This is a genomic window from Blastomonas sp. CCH1-A6, assembly GCF_001556365.1.
Classification (GTDB): domain Bacteria; phylum Pseudomonadota; class Alphaproteobacteria; order Sphingomonadales; family Sphingomonadaceae; genus Blastomonas; species Blastomonas ursincola.
Genome location: NZ_LSIS01000089.1, coordinates 1 through 15,621, shown reverse-complemented (window position 1 = coordinate 15,621; position 15,621 = coordinate 1). Strand labels below are relative to the sequence as shown.

Annotated in this window: 19 protein-coding genes; 17 read left to right on the top strand and 2 right to left on the bottom strand. The window is 64.8% G+C overall.

The window, feature by feature from the left end:
• Positions 1-6: 6 nt before the first annotated feature.
• Positions 7-951: a cytochrome c oxidase subunit II gene (gene coxB, locus AX735_RS04215; RefSeq protein ID WP_446471776.1), complete on the bottom strand. Its 945-nt coding sequence runs from the start codon at positions 949-951 to the stop codon at positions 7-9.
• Between coxB (AX735_RS04215) and coxB (AX735_RS04210) the strand changes: the two genes are divergently transcribed.
• The 15 genes from coxB (AX735_RS04210) (at position 848) to AX735_RS04145 (ending at position 12,391) form a co-directional block, all read left to right on the top strand.
• On the top strand, positions 848-1,690 hold the full coding sequence (gene coxB, locus AX735_RS04210; RefSeq protein WP_446471775.1) for a cytochrome c oxidase subunit II: 843 nt from the start codon (positions 848-850) through the stop codon (positions 1,688-1,690). The genes coxB (AX735_RS04215) and coxB (AX735_RS04210) overlap by 104 nt on opposite strands.
• Positions 1,691-1,705: 15 nt before the next feature.
• Positions 1,706-3,373 (top strand): cytochrome c oxidase subunit I, encoded by a 1,668-nt coding sequence (ctaD, locus tag AX735_RS04205; protein ID WP_060980155.1) that lies wholly within the window; start codon positions 1,706-1,708, stop codon positions 3,371-3,373.
• 152 nt (positions 3,374-3,525) lie between these two features.
• Positions 3,526-4,440, top strand: a complete 915-nt coding sequence (locus tag AX735_RS04200; protein ID WP_066276143.1) for a heme o synthase — start codon at positions 3,526-3,528, stop codon at positions 4,438-4,440.
• Positions 4,437-4,595, top strand: a complete 159-nt coding sequence (locus tag AX735_RS25600; protein ID WP_171007816.1) for a hypothetical protein — start codon at positions 4,437-4,439, stop codon at positions 4,593-4,595. Before AX735_RS04200 ends, AX735_RS25600 begins: the two co-directional genes overlap by 4 nt.
• Entirely contained in the window at positions 4,592-5,167 is a 576-nt protein-coding gene (locus tag AX735_RS04195) for a cytochrome c oxidase assembly protein (RefSeq protein WP_066276130.1), read from the top strand. Before AX735_RS25600 ends, AX735_RS04195 begins: the two co-directional genes overlap by 4 nt.
• A gap of 42 nt (positions 5,168-5,209) precedes the next feature.
• Positions 5,210-6,025: a cytochrome c oxidase subunit 3 gene (locus AX735_RS04190; protein WP_066276127.1), complete on the top strand. Its 816-nt coding sequence runs from the start codon at positions 5,210-5,212 to the stop codon at positions 6,023-6,025.
• A gap of 18 nt (positions 6,026-6,043) precedes the next feature.
• Positions 6,044-6,556 (top strand): DUF3291 domain-containing protein, encoded by a 513-nt coding sequence (locus AX735_RS04185; protein ID WP_066276124.1) that lies wholly within the window; start codon positions 6,044-6,046, stop codon positions 6,554-6,556.
• The gene (locus AX735_RS04180) at positions 6,549-6,941 is read left to right on the top strand and encodes a DUF983 domain-containing protein (RefSeq protein ID WP_066276120.1); all 393 of its coding nucleotides are present in this window, start codon (positions 6,549-6,551) and stop codon (positions 6,939-6,941) included. The genes AX735_RS04185 and AX735_RS04180 overlap by 8 nt, the downstream gene beginning before the upstream one ends.
• A complete protein-coding gene (locus tag AX735_RS04175) occupies positions 6,938-7,525 on the top strand; it encodes an SURF1 family cytochrome oxidase biogenesis protein (RefSeq protein ID WP_066276117.1) in 588 nt (195 codons plus the stop codon). The genes AX735_RS04180 and AX735_RS04175 overlap by 4 nt, the downstream gene beginning before the upstream one ends.
• A gap of 18 nt (positions 7,526-7,543) precedes the next feature.
• A complete protein-coding gene (locus tag AX735_RS04170; RefSeq protein ID WP_066276111.1) occupies positions 7,544-8,050 on the top strand; it encodes a GNAT family N-acetyltransferase in 507 nt (168 codons plus the stop codon).
• Positions 8,051-8,116: 66 nt separating this feature from the next.
• Positions 8,117-9,532, top strand: a complete 1,416-nt coding sequence (gene thrC / locus AX735_RS04165) for a threonine synthase (RefSeq protein ID WP_066276105.1) — start codon at positions 8,117-8,119, stop codon at positions 9,530-9,532.
• Positions 9,533-9,541: 9 nt separating this feature from the next.
• A complete protein-coding gene (locus AX735_RS04160; protein WP_066276102.1) occupies positions 9,542-10,438 on the top strand; it encodes a class I SAM-dependent methyltransferase in 897 nt (298 codons plus the stop codon).
• A gap of 167 nt (positions 10,439-10,605) precedes the next feature.
• Entirely contained in the window at positions 10,606-10,989 is a 384-nt protein-coding gene (locus tag AX735_RS04155; RefSeq protein WP_060980147.1) for a dihydroneopterin aldolase, read from the top strand.
• Positions 10,986-11,768 (top strand): SDR family oxidoreductase, encoded by a 783-nt coding sequence (locus tag AX735_RS04150; RefSeq protein ID WP_066276099.1) that lies wholly within the window; start codon positions 10,986-10,988, stop codon positions 11,766-11,768. The genes AX735_RS04155 and AX735_RS04150 overlap by 4 nt, the downstream gene beginning before the upstream one ends.
• Before the next feature lie 26 nt (positions 11,769-11,794).
• A complete protein-coding gene (locus AX735_RS04145; protein ID WP_082750918.1) occupies positions 11,795-12,391 on the top strand; it encodes a fasciclin domain-containing protein in 597 nt (198 codons plus the stop codon).
• A 132-nt stretch (positions 12,392-12,523) separates the two neighbouring features.
• On the opposite strand, the gene AX735_RS04140 is transcribed toward AX735_RS04145, so the two are convergent.
• Complete coding sequence (locus AX735_RS04140; RefSeq protein WP_066276088.1) at positions 12,524-13,201, bottom strand: Crp/Fnr family transcriptional regulator; 678 nt, start codon at positions 13,199-13,201, stop codon at positions 12,524-12,526.
• Between the two features lie 232 nt (positions 13,202-13,433).
• Between AX735_RS04140 and AX735_RS04135 the strand changes: the two genes are divergently transcribed.
• Both AX735_RS04135 and AX735_RS04130 read left to right on the top strand, forming a co-directional pair.
• Complete coding sequence (locus tag AX735_RS04135; RefSeq protein ID WP_066276080.1) at positions 13,434-14,852, top strand: multiheme c-type cytochrome; 1,419 nt, start codon at positions 13,434-13,436, stop codon at positions 14,850-14,852.
• Positions 14,853-14,965: 113 nt separating this feature from the next.
• Positions 14,966-15,621 (top strand): heme-binding protein (locus AX735_RS04130; protein WP_231750017.1); only part of this gene is annotated, 656 nt, incomplete at its 3' end.

Genomic DNA, 15,621 nt, shown 5'->3' with positions numbered 1-15,621 from the left:
CTGTCCTTACTGAGCGGCAGCCGGAGCGGCGGCGGCTGCGGCCGCGCCCTGCGCTGCGGAAGTGGTGGTGGCGGCTGCAGGCGCAGCGGCGGGAGCGGCGGCCGGAGCAGCAGCGGCGGCGACTTCGTCGCCCTTGACGGTGCCACCCTGCGAACGGACCCATGCGTCGAACTTGGCGCGCGGGAGCGCTTCGACGGCGATCGGCATGAAGCCGTGACGCGCGCCGCACAGTTCCGAACACTGGCCGTAATAGACGCCCGGCTCCTTGATGGTCAGCATCTTCTCGTTCGAACGACCGGGAACCGCATCCATCTTGAACCAGAGCGACGGCACCGCGAAGCTGTGGATCACGTCCGACGCGGTGGTGATGATGCGGATCGGCTCGCCGGCGGGAACGACCATCCGGTTGTCGACCGCAAGCTGGTGCGGCTCACCGCGCTTGGCGGCTTCGGCTTCATCCAGCATGTTCGAAACAACTTCGAAATCGCCGTTATCGGGATAGCTGTAACCCCAGTACCACTGATAGCCGGTGACCTTGACGGTGACGGCATCGGCGGGAGCCGGCTTGTACTGCTTGGCGAGCAGGTCGATCGACGGGACCGCAACACCGACCAGGATCAGCACCGGAACGAGCGTCCAGATGACTTCGATCGCGGTGTTGTGCGTGACCTTCGACGCCACCGGATTGGCGGCGGCGCGATAGCGCACGATGATCCAGACGAGCAGCGCGAGCACCAGCAGCGAGATCGCGACGATAATCGGCAGCAGCACCGACGTGTCGAGCCAGTGCGCATATTCTCCCAGCTCGGAATACTGGTCCTGGAAATCGATGCCCTTGTCGACGGGCATGCCCGTCGACAAGGGCATCGATTTCCAGGACCAGTATTCCGAGCTGGGAGAATATGCGCACTGGCTCGACACGTCGGTGCTGCTGCCGATTATCGTCGCGATCTCGCTGCTGGTGCTCGCGCTGCTCGTCTGGATCATCGTGCGCTATCGCGCCGCCGCCAATCCGGTGGCGTCGAAGGTCACGCACAACACCGCGATCGAAGTCATCTGGACGCTCGTTCCGGTGCTGATCCTGGTCGGTGTTGCGGTCCCGTCGATCGACCTGCTCGCCAAGCAGTACAAGCCGGCTCCCGCCGATGCCGTCACCGTCAAGGTCACCGGCTATCAGTGGTACTGGGGTTACAGCTATCCCGATAACGGCGATTTCGAAGTTGTTTCGAACATGCTGGATGAAGCCGAAGCCGCCAAGCGCGGTGAGCCGCACCAGCTTGCGGTCGACAACCGGATGGTCGTTCCCGCCGGCGAGCCGATCCGCATCATCACCACCGCGTCGGACGTGATCCACAGCTTCGCGGTGCCGTCGCTCTGGTTCAAGATGGATGCGGTTCCCGGTCGTTCGAACGAGAAGATGCTGACCATCAAGGAGCCGGGCGTCTATTACGGCCAGTGTTCGGAACTGTGCGGCGCGCGTCACGGCTTCATGCCGATCGCCGTCGAAGCGCTCCCGCGCGCCAAGTTCGACGCATGGGTCCGTTCGCAGGGTGGCACCGTCAAGGGCGACGAAGTCGCCGCCGCTGCTGCTCCGGCCGCCGCTCCCGCCGCTGCGCCTGCAGCCGCCACCACCACTTCCGCAGCGCAGGGCGCGGCCGCAGCCGCCGCCGCTCCGGCTGCCGCTCAGTAAGGACAGGGCAAGACCATGACCACGATTGCCGCCAACCCGGCCGATCTGCATGACCATGATCATGCACATGACGATCACAAGCCCGCGTTTTTCCAGCGCTGGTTCATGTCGACCAACCACAAGGACATCGGTACGCTGTACCTGATCTTCGCGATCGTCGCGGGGATCATCGGCGGTGCCATTTCCGGCCTGATGCGTATGGAGCTCGCCGAGCCCGGCGTGCAGTATCTGCAGGGCTGGGCCACGATGATGCAGGGCAGTGAAGCGACCCTGGATCAGGCCTATCACATGTGGAACGTACTGATCACGGCGCACGGCCTGATCATGGTGTTCTTCATGGTCATGCCCGCCATGGTCGGCGGTTTCGGCAACTGGTTCGTTCCGATCATGATCGGCGCGCCGGACATGGCCTTCCCACGCATGAACAACATCTCGTTCTGGCTGCTCATCCCGGCCTTCCTGCTGCTGCTCGGCTCGACCTTCGTGCCCGGCGGTTCGGGTCTGGGTGCGGGTACCGGCTGGACGGTCTATGCCCCGCTGTCGACCAGCGGTTCGGTCGGCCCGGCCGTCGACCTTGCGATCCTGTCGCTGCACCTTGCCGGTGCTTCGTCGATCCTGGGCGCGATCAACTTCATCACCACCATCTTCAACATGCGCGCTCCGGGCATGACGCTCAACAAGATGCCGCTGTTCGTGTGGTCGATGCTGGTCACCGCGTTCCTGCTGCTTCTCTCGCTGCCTGTTCTGGCCGCTGCCATCACCATGCTGCTGACCGACCGCAATTTCGGTTCGGCCTTCTTCAACGCCGCTGGCGGTGGTGACCCGGTCCTCTACCAGCACCTGTTCTGGTTCTTCGGCCACCCCGAAGTGTACATCATGATCCTGCCCGGTTTCGGCATGATCAGCCACATCATCGCAACCTTCTCGAAGAAGCCGGTGTTCGGCTATCTCGGCATGGCTTATGCCATGGTCGCCATCGGTGTCGTCGGCTTCGTGGTGTGGGCGCACCACATGTTCACCGTCGGTCTGTCGGTCAACATGAAGATGTACTTCACCGCCGCCACCATGGTCATCGCAGTGCCCACCGGCATCAAGATCTTCTCGTGGATCGCGACGATGTGGGGCGGTTCGCTCACCTTCAAGACCCCGATGGTCTGGGCGCTCGGCTTCATCTTCATGTTCACGGTTGGTGGCGTGACCGGCGTCGTGCTCGCCAATGGCGGCGTCGACGACAACCTGCACGACACCTATTACGTGGTCGCGCACTTCCACTACGTGCTCTCGCTGGGCGCGGTGTTCTCGATCTTCGCCGGTTTCTACTACTGGTTCCCGAAGATGAGCGGCCGTCACTATAGCGAAGCGCTCGGCCACCTGCACTTCTGGGTGTTCTTCATCGGCGTGAACGTCCTGTTCTTCCCGATGCACTTCCTGGGCCGTCAGGGCATGCCGCGTCGTTACCCCGACTATCCGGAAGCCTTTGCCTATTGGAACGAGATCGCCTCGCTGGGTTACGCCATCATGGCTGCCGGCATGCTGATCTTCTTCATCAACATCGCCTATGCACTGGTTGCCGGCCGTCGTGCCGAGGGTAACTACTGGGGCGAAGGTGCCACGACGCTGGAATGGACCCTGTCCAGCCCGCCGCCGTTCCACCAGTTCGAAACGCTGCCCGTCATCAAGTGACCGCAGCAGCGTTGCACCGCTGACAGGGCCGGACCGGGACAGCGTCCCATCCGGCCCGGCACCCCTCGGCCTGACGGCGAGGGGTTTGCCATATGGGTAGTGACATGAGCATGACCGAAGCCGTATCGCCAGTTCAGGGCCAGAGCGCCGCGATGACCGCCCAGCCGGGCGTGCTCATGCCTGCGCACTGGCGCGATTTCTGGGCGCTGACCAAGCCGGGCGTGATCCGCCTGGTGGTGTTCACCGGGCTGTGCGGGCTGCTGGCAGCGCCCGGCAGCATCCACCCGGTCATCGGCTTTGTCGCGATCCTCTGCATCGCGATGGGTGCAGGCGGGGCTGCCGCGCTCAACCAATATTACGAATCCGATCTCGACGCGCTGATGAAGCGCACCGCCAACCGCCCGATCCCCGCCGGCCGCATGGACCGCGAAGCGGCGCTGCAGTTCGGCCTGGCACTCTCGGGCTTCTCGGTCGTGATCATGGGGCTGGCGGTCAACTGGCTGGCGGCTGGGATCCTGGCCTTTTCGGTCTTCTATTATGCCGTGATCTACACGATCTGGCTCAAGCCCAGCACGCCGCAGAATATCGTGATCGGCGGCGGGGCAGGGGCGTTTCCGCCGGTGATCGGCTGGGCGGCGGTGACCGGTGACGTCACCATGCTGCCGATCCTGCTGTTCTCGATCATCTTCTTCTGGACGCCGCCGCATTTCTGGGCGCTCGCGCTGTTCGTGAAGATGGACTATGCGCGCGTCGGCATCCCGATGATGCCCAATGTCGCGGGCGAAAAATCCACCCGACATCAGGTGTTCGGCTATTCGCTGGTGCTGCTGGCCACGGTGATGGCTCCCGCTGCGCTTGGCCTTGTCGGCTGGACCTATGGCATCAGCGCGTTCGTGCTGTCGGCGATCTTCGTCGCGCTTGCCGCGCGCGTCGGTTTCCGCACCGCAGGCGAGGGCGACGGCCTCAAGCCCGAAAAGCAGCTGTTCGCCTATTCGATCGTCTATCTGTTCCTCATCTTCGCCGCCGTGGTCGTCGACCGCGCGGTGGTTCCGGCGATTGCGGCATGACCGATCGCCCCGCGCCCGATTTCAACGATCCGCAAGTGCTTGCCCAGCTGCGCGCGCGCCAGCGCAGCCGTGCGCTGTTCATGGCGGGAATCCTGGTCGCCCTGTGCGTGCTCTTCTATGTCATCACCATCGTCAAGATCGGGGTATGGGGATGAGCAGCGCCGCGATCAGCCCGGATATCGCACGCCGCAACCGGCGCGCAGGCATCGTCGCACTGGGCCTCGCCATCGGGATGCTGGGCCTCGGCTATGCTGCCGTGCCGCTCTATCGCATCTTCTGCGAGGCGACCGGTTTTGGCGGCACGACGATGAAGGTAAGCGAAGCGGCTGCCGACAAGATCGCGGTGACCAACAAGCCGATCACCATCCGCTTCGATTCGAACGTGTCGTCGGCGCTGCCCTGGCGCTTCAAGCCCGAGAACACGACCGAGAAGATCACAATCGGCGCGCGCGACATGGCGGCGTTCACTGCGACCAACCTTTCCAGCAAGCCGGTGACCGGGACCGCGACGTTCAACGTCACGCCGACCCAGGCGGGCCGCTATTTCGCCAAGGTGCAGTGCTTCTGCTTTACCGAGCAGACGCTGGAGCCGGGCGAGACGGTGCGGATGCCGGTGATCTATTATGTGGATCCCGCGATCCTCACCGATCCGGACACCAAGGATATCGAAGAGATTACCCTCAGCTACACCTTTTACCCGCTGGACCAGGCGAAAAAGGGCAGTTAAGGGCTTAGTTCAAGACGTTAAGGGACGACGGGGACCAGAGAGATGGCCGGAACAAAGAACCACGATTATCATATTCTTCCCCCCAGCATCTGGCCGTTCGCCGGATCGATGGCGGCACTCGTCATGGCGGTGGGCGCCATCCTGTGGATGCACAGCATGGATACCTCCGGCATCGTCTTTTACGCCGGTACCGCCGGTGTGATCGGAACGATGTATGGCTGGTGGTCGCAGGTGGTGAAGGAAGCCCATGCCGGCGACCATACCCCGGTGGTGCAGCTGCATCTGCGCTATGGCATGATCCTGTTCATCGCCTCCGAAGTCATGTTCTTCGTCGGCTGGTTCTGGGCGTGGTTCGATTTCTCGCTCTTCCCCTCGACCGCAGACGTGATCGGCGGCGTCTGGCCGCCCAAGGGCGTCGAAGTGCTCAACGCCTTCGAACTCCCGCTGCTCAACACGCTCATCCTGCTCTGCTCGGGCACCACGGTTACCTGGGCGCACCACTCGCTGATCAACGGTGACCGCGATGGCCTGATCAAGGGCCTGTGGCTCACGATCATCCTGGGCGTCGTGTTCAGCTGCGTGCAGGCCTATGAATATTCGGTCGCACCGTTCCCGTTCAAGGACCTGAACTATGGTTCGTCCTTCTACATGGCGACCGGCTTCCACGGTTTCCACGTGCTGGTCGGCACGATCTTCCTGATCGTCTGCCTGGTGCGCGCCTATAAGGGCCACTTCACCCCGAAGCAGCATTTCGGCTTCGAAGCCGCTGCCTGGTACTGGCACTTTGTCGACGTGGTGTGGCTGTTCCTCTTCCTGGTCATCTATGTCTGGGGTGGCTGGGGCGCTGCTACGCACTGATAGTTTCGAGTGAACGTGATGACCGATCAGCCCGGCTGGCATATCGCCCAGATCAATGTCGCCCGGCTGATCGCGCATCCCGAAGATCCGGCTGTTGCCGGTTTCATGGGGATGCTCGACGGCATCAATGCCATTGCCGAACAATCTGATGGCTATATCTGGCGGTTGCAGAGCGACAGCGGCAATGCCGTGGACCTGCAACCGACCCCCGATCCCCGCTTCGTCGTGAACATGTCGGTCTGGCGCGATCCGGCCAGCCTGTTCGAGTTTGTCTATCGCAGCGCGCACACGCCTGTGATGGCGCGGCGGCGCGAATGGATCGAGCGCATGGACAGCGCCTATCAGGCGCTCTGGTGGGTGCCTGTGGGGCATGTCCCAAGCGTTGATGAAGGGCTCGCAGCATTGTGGCGGCTCGACCGTTTCGGTCCCAGTCCGCACGCCTTTACCTTCAAGCAGCAGTTTCCGCATCCGGGCGTCGCGATGGGCCCGGTCGACTGGAAACCCGACCCGTGGTGCGTGGGGCGTGCCTGAGGGCACGACCTCGCAAACGCCGCTGATCCAGGCCGCGCTGACGGGCGAGTGTCCGGTCTGCGGGTCTCGCACCCTGTTTGCCGGATGGGTCCGCTTCGCCCCGCGCTGTCGCGCCTGCGGGCAGGATTTCACCGCCTATAATGTCGGCGATGGCCCCGCAGCGTTCCTGATCCTCGTCATCGGCGCATTGGTCTCCGCCTTTGCCGTCGTTCTGCAGGTCCAGGCGAGCCCACCCTTCTGGGTGCATATCCTGCTCTGGGTGCCGCTGACCTTCGCGCTGGTGATCCTGAGCTTGCGCGTGTCCAAGGCGGCGATGCTGATCCACGAAGCGCGCGCCGAAGTGCGCGAAGGGCGCATCGACACCAGCGGCGAGACCCGGCCATGAAGCGCCTGCCGTTCTGGCCGACGCTGATCGTCGGCATCGCGATTGCCGTCATGATCGGCCTGGGTGTCTGGCAGCTCCAGCGCATGGCCTGGAAAGAGGCGCTGCTCGCCGAATATCGCACCGCCGCCGACAAGCCCGCCATCGCCTGGCCGCAGGTGCCCGATCCGCAAGCGCTGCCGCTTTATCGCAAATCCAGCGTCAATTGCCTTGAGGTGACCGGCTGGCGTTCCTCGAGCGGGCGCAGCGCGTCGGGCGCATCGGGCTGGGTGCATATCGCCTCGTGCCGCACCGGCGCCGAAGGGCCGGGGGCGCAGGTGGTTGCCGGATGGTCGCAGCGCCCTGACAGCCCGGACTGGAAGGGAGGGCAGGTCAGCGGGATGATCGCGCCCGACAGCAGCGCGCTGATCCGCCTCGTCGCCGCACCGCCCGTGGCCGGCTTGCAGGCCGTTCAGAAGCCTTCGCCAGAGGATATTCCGAACAACCATTGGGCCTATGCGGTACAATGGTTTTTATTCGCGGGCATTGCTGCCGTTATATATGGTCTGGCAGTCGCAAGGCGGACGCGATCCCCATCGTCCGCATGACGCCTTGAAGGAGAGACCATGCAGGGCGGACATTATTACGGCTTTCACCGGGTCACCCATTCGGACCTGCCGCTGATCGAGCAATGGCTGAAGACCCCCGAGGTCGAGCAATGGTGGGGCGACCCCAAGCACGAACTGCAGCTGATCGTCGAGGATATGGACAACCCCGACATGGTGCAGCTGATCGGCATGCTCGATGGCCATCCAATCGCCTACATCCAGCATTTCGAGGTTCATGCCTGGCCGCAGAAGCACCTGCAGGACCTGCCCCAGGGCGCGCGTGCGGTCGATTGCTTCATCGGGGTGCCGTCGCTGATCGGCAAGGGCCATGGCGCGAAGCTGCTCGCGATGCTGGCCAAGCAGCTCAACGCGCAAGGGGTGCGCGTGCTGTGCATCGATCCCGATCCGGAGAACCAGCGGGCGCGCAACGCCTATGTCAACGCCGGGTTTGTCGAGCACGGGCTGATCGAAACGCCCGAGGGGCCGGCGGTGCTGATGTTCTACGAGAGCCCCGAAGAGGACTGAGCGCTATCCGGCTGCCATAACGTGCAGGTTGCGCACAGGGGCAGGGACCGCTAACGGGTCCACCCCATGGACTATATCAGCACCAGGGGGGAAGCCGCGGCGCTCGATTTCGAGGGCGTGACGCTGGCAGGTTTGGCAAGCGATGGCGGGCTGTACGTGCCGCGTGCCTGGCCCAAATTCACGCATGCCGAGATCGCAGCCATGGCCGGGCTGTCCTATGTCGAGCTGGCCGTCCGCGTCATGACGCCCTTTGTCGCTGGCAGCCTGACCGAGGACGAGCTGCGCGGCCTGTGCGAGGCGGCCTATGGGCGCTTCTCGCACAAGGCGGTGACGCCGCTCGCCCAGATCGATGAGAGCAACTGGCTGCTCGAGCTGTTCCATGGCCCCACGCTGGCGTTCAAGGATGTCGCGCTGCAGCTGCTCGGCCATCTGTTCGAACGCTTCCTGTCGAACCGCGACACGCATCTGACCATCGTCGGCGCGACCTCGGGTGATACCGGCTCTGCGGCGATCGACGCGGTGGCGGGGCGCGAGAAGGTCGATATCTTCATGCTCCACCCCGATGGCCGCGTCTCCGACGTGCAGCGGCGGCAGATGACCACGGTGCTGGCGCCCAATGTCCACAACATCGCGATCGACGGCAGCTTCGACGATGCCCAGGCAATGGTGAAGCGGATGTTCGGTGATCCGGATTTTGCCGGACGCTTCACGCTGTCCGCGGTCAATTCGATCAACTGGGCGCGGCTGATGGCGCAGATCGTCTATTATTTCGCCGCCGCCTTGCAACTGGGCGCACCGCACCGCCCGGTCGGCTTCTCGGTGCCGACGGGCAATTTCGGCGACGTGTTCGCGGGCTATGTGGCTGCCCAGATGGGGCTGCCGGTGGCGCGGCTGATCGTCGCGACCAATGTCAACGACATCCTCCACCGCGCGATCAGCGCGGGCGATTATTCCGCCGGCAGTGTGACGCCGACCGCGGCCCCTTCGATGGATATCCAGGTCAGCTCGAATTTCGAGCGGCTGCTGTTCGATCTCGAGGGCCGTGACGGCGCGCTGACCGCCGCGCGGATGAAGGGCTTTGAAAGCACGAAGGCGATGCAGCTTTCGCCGGAGATGCGCGATGGCGCCGAGGCGCTGTTCTCGAGCGCGCGGATCGATCCCGACGAGATGGGCATCGCGATGCGCCGCGCCTGGGACGAGGCCGGGCAGATGATCGATCCGCACACCGCGATCGGCCTGGGCGCTGCCCATCGCTGGCAGGATGCAGGGACCATCGATCGCGCGATTCCCTGCGTCACGCTCGCCACCGCGCACCCCAGCAAGTTCCGCGATGCGGTGGAGCGTGCGACCGGCCTGCGCCCGCGCCTGCCTGCGCGCGTCGGCGACCTGTTCGAGCGCGCCGAGAAGTTCGACAAGCTGCCCGGCGACTACACCACGGTGCGCGATTATATCGCCGAGCGTGCGGTCCCGGCCAAGGGCTGACGCGCGCGCATGGCCGAACTCGACCCGCAACCGCTGCTGATGATCGGCGAGCCGCGCGCAGATTACACGCTGATCGACAGCGGCGGCGGGCGCAAGTTCGAGGCCTATGGGCCATATCGCTTCATCCGTCCCGAGCCGCAGGCGATGTGGCCAACACGGCTGCCCGACTGGGATGCCGATGGTGCGTTCATTCCCGGATCGGACGAGGACGGCGGCGGCCGCTGGCAGCTGGAAGCCAATGTCCCGCGCGAAGGCTGGCCATTGCAATGGGAAGAGGTGCGGCTGACCGCGCTCAACACCCCGTTCCGGCATCTCGGCTTCTTCCCTGACATGGACCCGGTCTGGCGATGGCTGCGCGGGCATATCGCCGCGCACCGGGGCGAGGAGCGGGCGAGGGCGCTCAACCTGTTCGGCTATACCGGCGTGGGCACGCTGGCGATGGCGGCCGCCGGGGCCGAGCTGACCCATGTCGATGCCTCGAAGAAATCGGTCGCAGCAGCACGCGCCAATGCCGCGCTGTCGGGCATGGAGAACATGCCGGTGCGCTGGCTGGTCGATGATTGCGTCAAGTTTGCTGCGCGCGAGGTGCGCCGGGGCAAGCGCTATGACGCGATCCTGCTCGACCCGCCAAAGTTCGGGCGCGGGCCCGAGGGCGAGGTGTGGAAGCTGGAAGAGCATCTGCCGGCGCTGATCGCCGATTGCCGCAAGCTGCTCGACGAGCGATCGTCCTGCCTGTTCCTCACCGTCTATGCGGTGCGCATGTCGGCGCTGGCGCTGGGCGAGCTGCTCGCGGCGTATTTCGCCGACCTGCCGGGACGGATCGAGATCGGCGAACTGGCAGTGCGCGAGCAATCGGGCGGGCGGCTCCTGCCGACGGCAATCTTCGCGCGCTGGTCCAACGGTTGAAACACTTGCGCTGCGCTGCGCAATTTGCCAACGCGCGGGAAAGGTGAAATTCCCCTCGCCATTCCCGCGAACGCGGGAATCCCGCTTCTGCTGCGACGGTAAGAAATAAGCGGGACCCCCGCGTTCGCGGGGGTGACGATGAAGATATACTAGAACAGGCCCAGCATTTGACCGACACCCAACCCGATAGCCTGATCCTCGAGGTCGCCGATTTCGACGTCAACGTCCTGACCGGCATCTATTCGGAAGAGACCAAGCTGCCCCAGCCGCTGCGCTTCACCATCTGGGCGGAGATGCTGGCCGAGGACCATTATGCGCCCGATACGCCGCTCAGCGCGTCCAAGAATTACATGGACCTCAAGCACGCGGCCTCGACCGCCTTGCCCGAAGGCGTCCATTTCACGCTGATCGAGGCGGTGGCCGATCATGTCATCGAGACACTGTTCCTGCAGGATCCGCGCATCCGGCGGCTCAAGGTCAAGATCATCAAGCTGGCGATCGCCGAGGCGGGCGAATCGATCGGCATCACGCTGACCCGGACGCGCCGGTGAGCGCTGGCCCGGCCCCGCTGGCGCTCGTCACCGGCGGTTTTCGCCGGGTGGGCGCGTCGATCGCGATGGAACTGGCGCGCGCGGGCTATGCGCTGGCGCTGCACGGTCGCAGCGACCTGACGCCCGAAGCCGAGCTCGCCGAGACCCTGGCAAAGCAGGGAACCGAGTGGCACGGTTTCTCCGCCGATCTGGCCGATTGCGATGCCTCGCAGCTGCTTGTCGAGCGGGTGACCGCGCATTTCGGCCGCGCGCCCGACCTGCTGGTCAACAATGCCTCGCTGTTCGAATATGACGACTGGCAGAGCATGTCAGCGCAGATGCTGGCCGATCATTTCGCGGTGAACCTCTTCGCGCCCATGCTGCTGACCCGTGCTGTCGTGGCCGGGGCAGGCGAAGGGCAGGTGCCCGCGATCGTCCAGATCATCGACCAGCGCGTGCGCAATCCCAATGGCGATCAGCTGAGCTACACCTTGTCCAAACAGGCGCTGGCCGAATCGATCCGCACCCTGGCGCGCGCTTTCGGCGCAAAGGCACGGGTGAACGGCGTTGCGCCCGGCCTGACGCTCGCCACCAGCGATTATGATGACGCGCAGATGCAGCGGCTAGCCGCGCGAATGCCACTCCACCGTCTGTCCGCGCCGGGAGACATTGCGCGCGCGGCGCGTTATCTGGCGCAGGAGCCTGCGATAACCGGCCAGTTGCTTTTCGTCGATGGCGGTGCCCATATGCTCAGCATGGACCGCGACTTCGTCTTCATGGACAAGACGGACGACGCCTGACCGCACGCGATATTCTGGAGAACGACATGCGTTTGATTGCCACAGCATCCCTTTCCGCGCTCACCCTGATGATCGCGGGCTGTGGCAGCCATGATGGCGGTGGCGATCCGGTCAAGCGGGTCGATCCTGCCAGCCTTGAGGTCAAGGAAGCGGCTGCGGACGAGCCTGATGCTATCCTTCGCGTCGATGAGGTCGTGCTGCGCAATCCCGACCTGTCGACGCTCGCTCGTGCGATCAAGGCGGCCGAGCTGAGCGCGGCCTTGGCGGCGGACAAGCCGATGACGCTCTTTGCTCCCGACAATGGGGCGTTCGACAAGCTGGGCGTCGATGCGCTTGCCGACCTGCTGCTGCCAGAGAACAAGGCGAAGCTGGCAGCGGTGCTCAACTATCACATCATCCCCGGCCGCCTCACGGCTGCGGACCTGCGCAAGCAGATTGGCGACAAGGGCGGCAGCATCGAGCTGACCACGCTGCAGGGCGAGAAGATCAACGCCTCGATCGAGCTCGATCAGGTGCGTCTGTCCGATGCCAGCGGTGATGTCGGTTCGATCCAGCAGGCTGATCTGGCTGCCAGCAACGGCATGGTGCACGTGATCGGCCAGGTGCTCGAGCCGCGGCAATAGGCTCTGATCCCTAGCCCTTTTTCGGTCATTCCCGCGAACGCGGGAATCTCGCTTCAGCGAGCGGCTTGCGGCTTAGCGGGACCCCCGCGTTCGCGTGGGTGACGACAGCTATTCTGCGACCGGAGCGGCATTTTAACCCCCCGCCAGCGCCGCATTGGCGGCTCTCAGCTTGCCCTCGAGCGCCTGGTTGATCTGGCGCTCGATCACCGTGCGCGCATCGGGGTGGAGTTCGAGATATTGCCGCAGCTTGGGGGCAGAGACGCACCAGAAGCGGCTGTCGGTGGCGAGCGTGACCGTGCCGGTCGCAGGTTCGCCGCTCAATGCGGTCGCATCACCGATCAGGTCGCCGCTGGTGACGCTGCCGACATGTGCGCCGTGCAATGTGATCTCTGCCTGGCCGTCGTGGAGATAGAACAGATGGCTGATCGCCTCGCCCTCGTTGATCAGCACCTCGCCCGCCCGGCCAGTGATCCAGTTGCCCTGGTCCATCAGATGGCGGGCGCCAGCGCGGGTCATGTCGCCCATGAAGCTCGCCCGCAGCGCCTCTTCCTCGGCAGAAAAGCGCGAACCGCGCTCCGCCATCAGATATCGCAGCAGCATAGACGCGCCGATGACCAGAAGCACGAGGAACCATAGCGCCAGGCCCAGATCATTGGCAAACCCCAGCGCATAGCCGAGCCCGGCCAGGGCAGAGAGCACGATACCGACTCGCATCCAGGGCATGGGGGGAGCGATCAGCGCGATCGCCAGGATCATGAATGACAGATGCCCGAGCCATGCGCCATTTGCGAATCCCAAGCCGAGCGTCATTCACGTCCTCCCTGATCTGCGTGCCACCATGGCAAAGATGCTGCGCTGCGACAAGCAGCGCGGGGGGAGGGCAAGGCTTGCCGATGGCCACAGATTTTTGCGGCGGCGCCTGAAGGATTGCCTTGAAACTGCTGGACGAACCGGCGATAAGAGGCGGCAAGACAAGACTAAGGGGTCGCATCGTTAGTCTATCGGGGGCCGGTTCCGTATGGAGCCGGGGGTAAAAGCGACGATGCACAATACATGGCTCATGGCCGTTCAACGCTTGGGTGGAATCCGTGCCGCGATTGCGGGCGTGACCTGTCTTGCCCTGGCGATCGGCGCTTTTTTCATCGCGAATTTCGCAGCAGCTGAGCGGCTCGAGGCGCAGGCGGCGAGCGCTGCCGCGCGCGGCACGCACATGGGCGTGGGCAGCTGTGCGGGATCGACCTGTCATGGCCGCAACGAGGCCGATGGTGAGGTTGTTCGGCAGGACGAACTGTGGCGCTGGCAGGAAGAATCGACCCCCGGCGGTGCGCACAGCCGCGCTTTTCGCGTTCTGGGCGAACCGCGCAGCCTGGCCATCGGCAAGAAGCTGGGCATCGGCGATCCGCGTTCGGCCGCGATGTGCCTGGGATGCCATTCGACTCCGGCTGCAGCTAAAGGGCCGCGCTTCCAGGTCAATGACGGGGTGAGCTGCGAGGCCTGTCATGGTGCCGCCTCGGGCTGGCTGTCGAGCCATTATGCCACCGGCACCAGCCATGCCCGCAACGTGTCGCAGGGCATGATCCCGCTCGACAATGCGCAGGCGCGCGCAGGCGTCTGTCTCGATTGCCACCTCGGCAACGATGCGCCGGGCCAGTTCGTCAACCACCGGATCATGGCAGCGGGTCATCCGCGCATCTCGTTCGAGCTCGACCTGTTCTCGACGCTGACCCAGCATCATGACGAGGACGCCGACTACCGGCAGCGCAAGGGCAAGACGAACTCGATGCGCATGTGGGCGGTGGGCCAGGCGATCGCGCTGGAACGCTCGCTGAGCCTGTTCGGCAAGCCGGGACTGGGCACCGAAGGCGTGTTCCCCGAATTCTACTTCTTCGATTGCCATAGCTGCCATCGCCGCATCTATGACGAAGAGGATGCGCGCCCGACGGCCTTGGCCAATCCCGGTCGCCCGATCCCGACCGGCATGCCGCCTTACAATGACGAGAACATGATCATGCTCTCGGCAGCGGTGCGGATCGCGGCGCCCGGCCTGGCGCAGCAATATGAATCGCAGGCGCGCGCCTTCCACGCCGCGATGGCGCAGGGTCGCGGTCCGGCGGTTGAAGCAGCCAACCGTCTGCGCCAGACCGCCATGGCGCTGGCCGACCAGTTCAGCCGCAGCGACTTCACCCGCGCGCAGACCTTCTCGATCATGGAAGCCATTGCCAGCGAGGCGATCAGCCCGCGCTATACCGATTATGAAGGCAGCGTGCAGGCGGTGATGGCGGTGGATACGCTGCTCAGCGGTCTTGTGAACCAGGGCCAGGTTTCCGGGGGCGCCGCAACGTCGCTCCGGGCGCAGATCAACCAGGCCTATGCCGCCGTGGCAGAGCCCAATGGCTACAAGCCGCTTGAATTCCGCCGGGCGCTGGGGGGCGCAGTGCGGACCATCCGGTCGCTGCAATAGGACCGGCTGGCCAGGGAGATGACCAAGGTGGGACGTTTTGGTGAGTTCAGTTTCGTGATGTCGGGCCGGGTCGCATCCGGGCGGAGTTTCTGCGCATGATGCGGATTGGCAAGATGACGGCATCGCTTGCGGCGATGGCGCTGGTGCTCAGCTCCTGCGGGGGCGGCAACAGCAGCGGCACCACGCCTGCACCCAGCCCGACGCCGACGCCCAATCCCACGCCGCCGCCCGCGGGGGGCAATTTTACCGCGCCGGCGCAGGAAGCGCTGACCGTCGGCGAGGTGCAGCAGATCATCGCGCAGGCGGTGGGCGAGGCGCAGCGGCGCAATCTGCCCTCGGTCATCTCCGTGGTCGACCGCGTCGGCAACGTGCTGGCGGTGTTCCGGATGAACGGCGCGCGCGCCACCGCGCGAACCAGCGCGATGACTGAGGCGGGGCTCAACAATCCGTTCGTCGATGCGCAGGGGCTCGACGTGCCCGCCGAGATGGCCTCGATCGCCAAGGCGGTCACCGGCGCCTATCTGTCGAGCGGCGGCAATGCCTTTTCGACCCGCACCGCAAGCCAGATCGTCCAGCAGCATTTCCCGCCTGCGCCTTCGACCCGGGGGCTGGAGAGCGGACCGCTGTTCGGCGTGCAGTTCAGCCAGCTGCCCTGTTCGGACCTGTCCTCCCGTTTCCAGTCGGCAGGCGGGGCCAGCGCGTTCATCGGCCCCAAGCGCTCGCCGCTTGGCCTGGCGGCCGACCCGGGCGGGTTGCCACTGTACAAGAA

Excerpts from the sequence above, each read along its gene's own strand:
- AX735_RS04170 (WP_066276111.1), top strand. The coding sequence starts at position 7,544 with ATGCAGGGCGGACATTATTACGGCTTTCACCGGGTCACCCATTCGGAC.
- coxB (WP_446471775.1), top strand. The coding sequence starts at position 848 with ATGCCCGTCGACAAGGGCATCGATTTCCAGGACCAGTATTCCGAGCTG.
- AX735_RS04140 (WP_066276088.1), bottom strand. The coding sequence starts at position 13,201 with ATGACGCTCGGCTTGGGATTCGCAAATGGCGCATGGCTCGGGCATCTG.
- AX735_RS04200 (WP_066276143.1), top strand. The coding sequence starts at position 3,526 with ATGACCGCCCAGCCGGGCGTGCTCATGCCTGCGCACTGGCGCGATTTC.
- AX735_RS04185 (WP_066276124.1), top strand. The coding sequence starts at position 6,044 with ATGACCGATCAGCCCGGCTGGCATATCGCCCAGATCAATGTCGCCCGG.
- AX735_RS25600 (WP_171007816.1), top strand. The coding sequence starts at position 4,437 with ATGACCGATCGCCCCGCGCCCGATTTCAACGATCCGCAAGTGCTTGCC.
- AX735_RS04135 (WP_066276080.1), top strand. The coding sequence starts at position 13,434 with ATGCACAATACATGGCTCATGGCCGTTCAACGCTTGGGTGGAATCCGT.
- thrC (WP_066276105.1), top strand. The coding sequence starts at position 8,117 with ATGGACTATATCAGCACCAGGGGGGAAGCCGCGGCGCTCGATTTCGAG.
- AX735_RS04175 (WP_066276117.1), top strand. The coding sequence starts at position 6,938 with ATGAAGCGCCTGCCGTTCTGGCCGACGCTGATCGTCGGCATCGCGATT.
- ctaD (WP_060980155.1), top strand. The coding sequence starts at position 1,706 with ATGACCACGATTGCCGCCAACCCGGCCGATCTGCATGACCATGATCAT.
- AX735_RS04190 (WP_066276127.1), top strand. The coding sequence starts at position 5,210 with ATGGCCGGAACAAAGAACCACGATTATCATATTCTTCCCCCCAGCATC.
- AX735_RS04160 (WP_066276102.1), top strand. The coding sequence starts at position 9,542 with ATGGCCGAACTCGACCCGCAACCGCTGCTGATGATCGGCGAGCCGCGC.
- AX735_RS04195 (WP_066276130.1), top strand. The coding sequence starts at position 4,592 with ATGAGCAGCGCCGCGATCAGCCCGGATATCGCACGCCGCAACCGGCGC.
- AX735_RS04145 (WP_082750918.1), top strand. The coding sequence starts at position 11,795 with ATGCGTTTGATTGCCACAGCATCCCTTTCCGCGCTCACCCTGATGATC.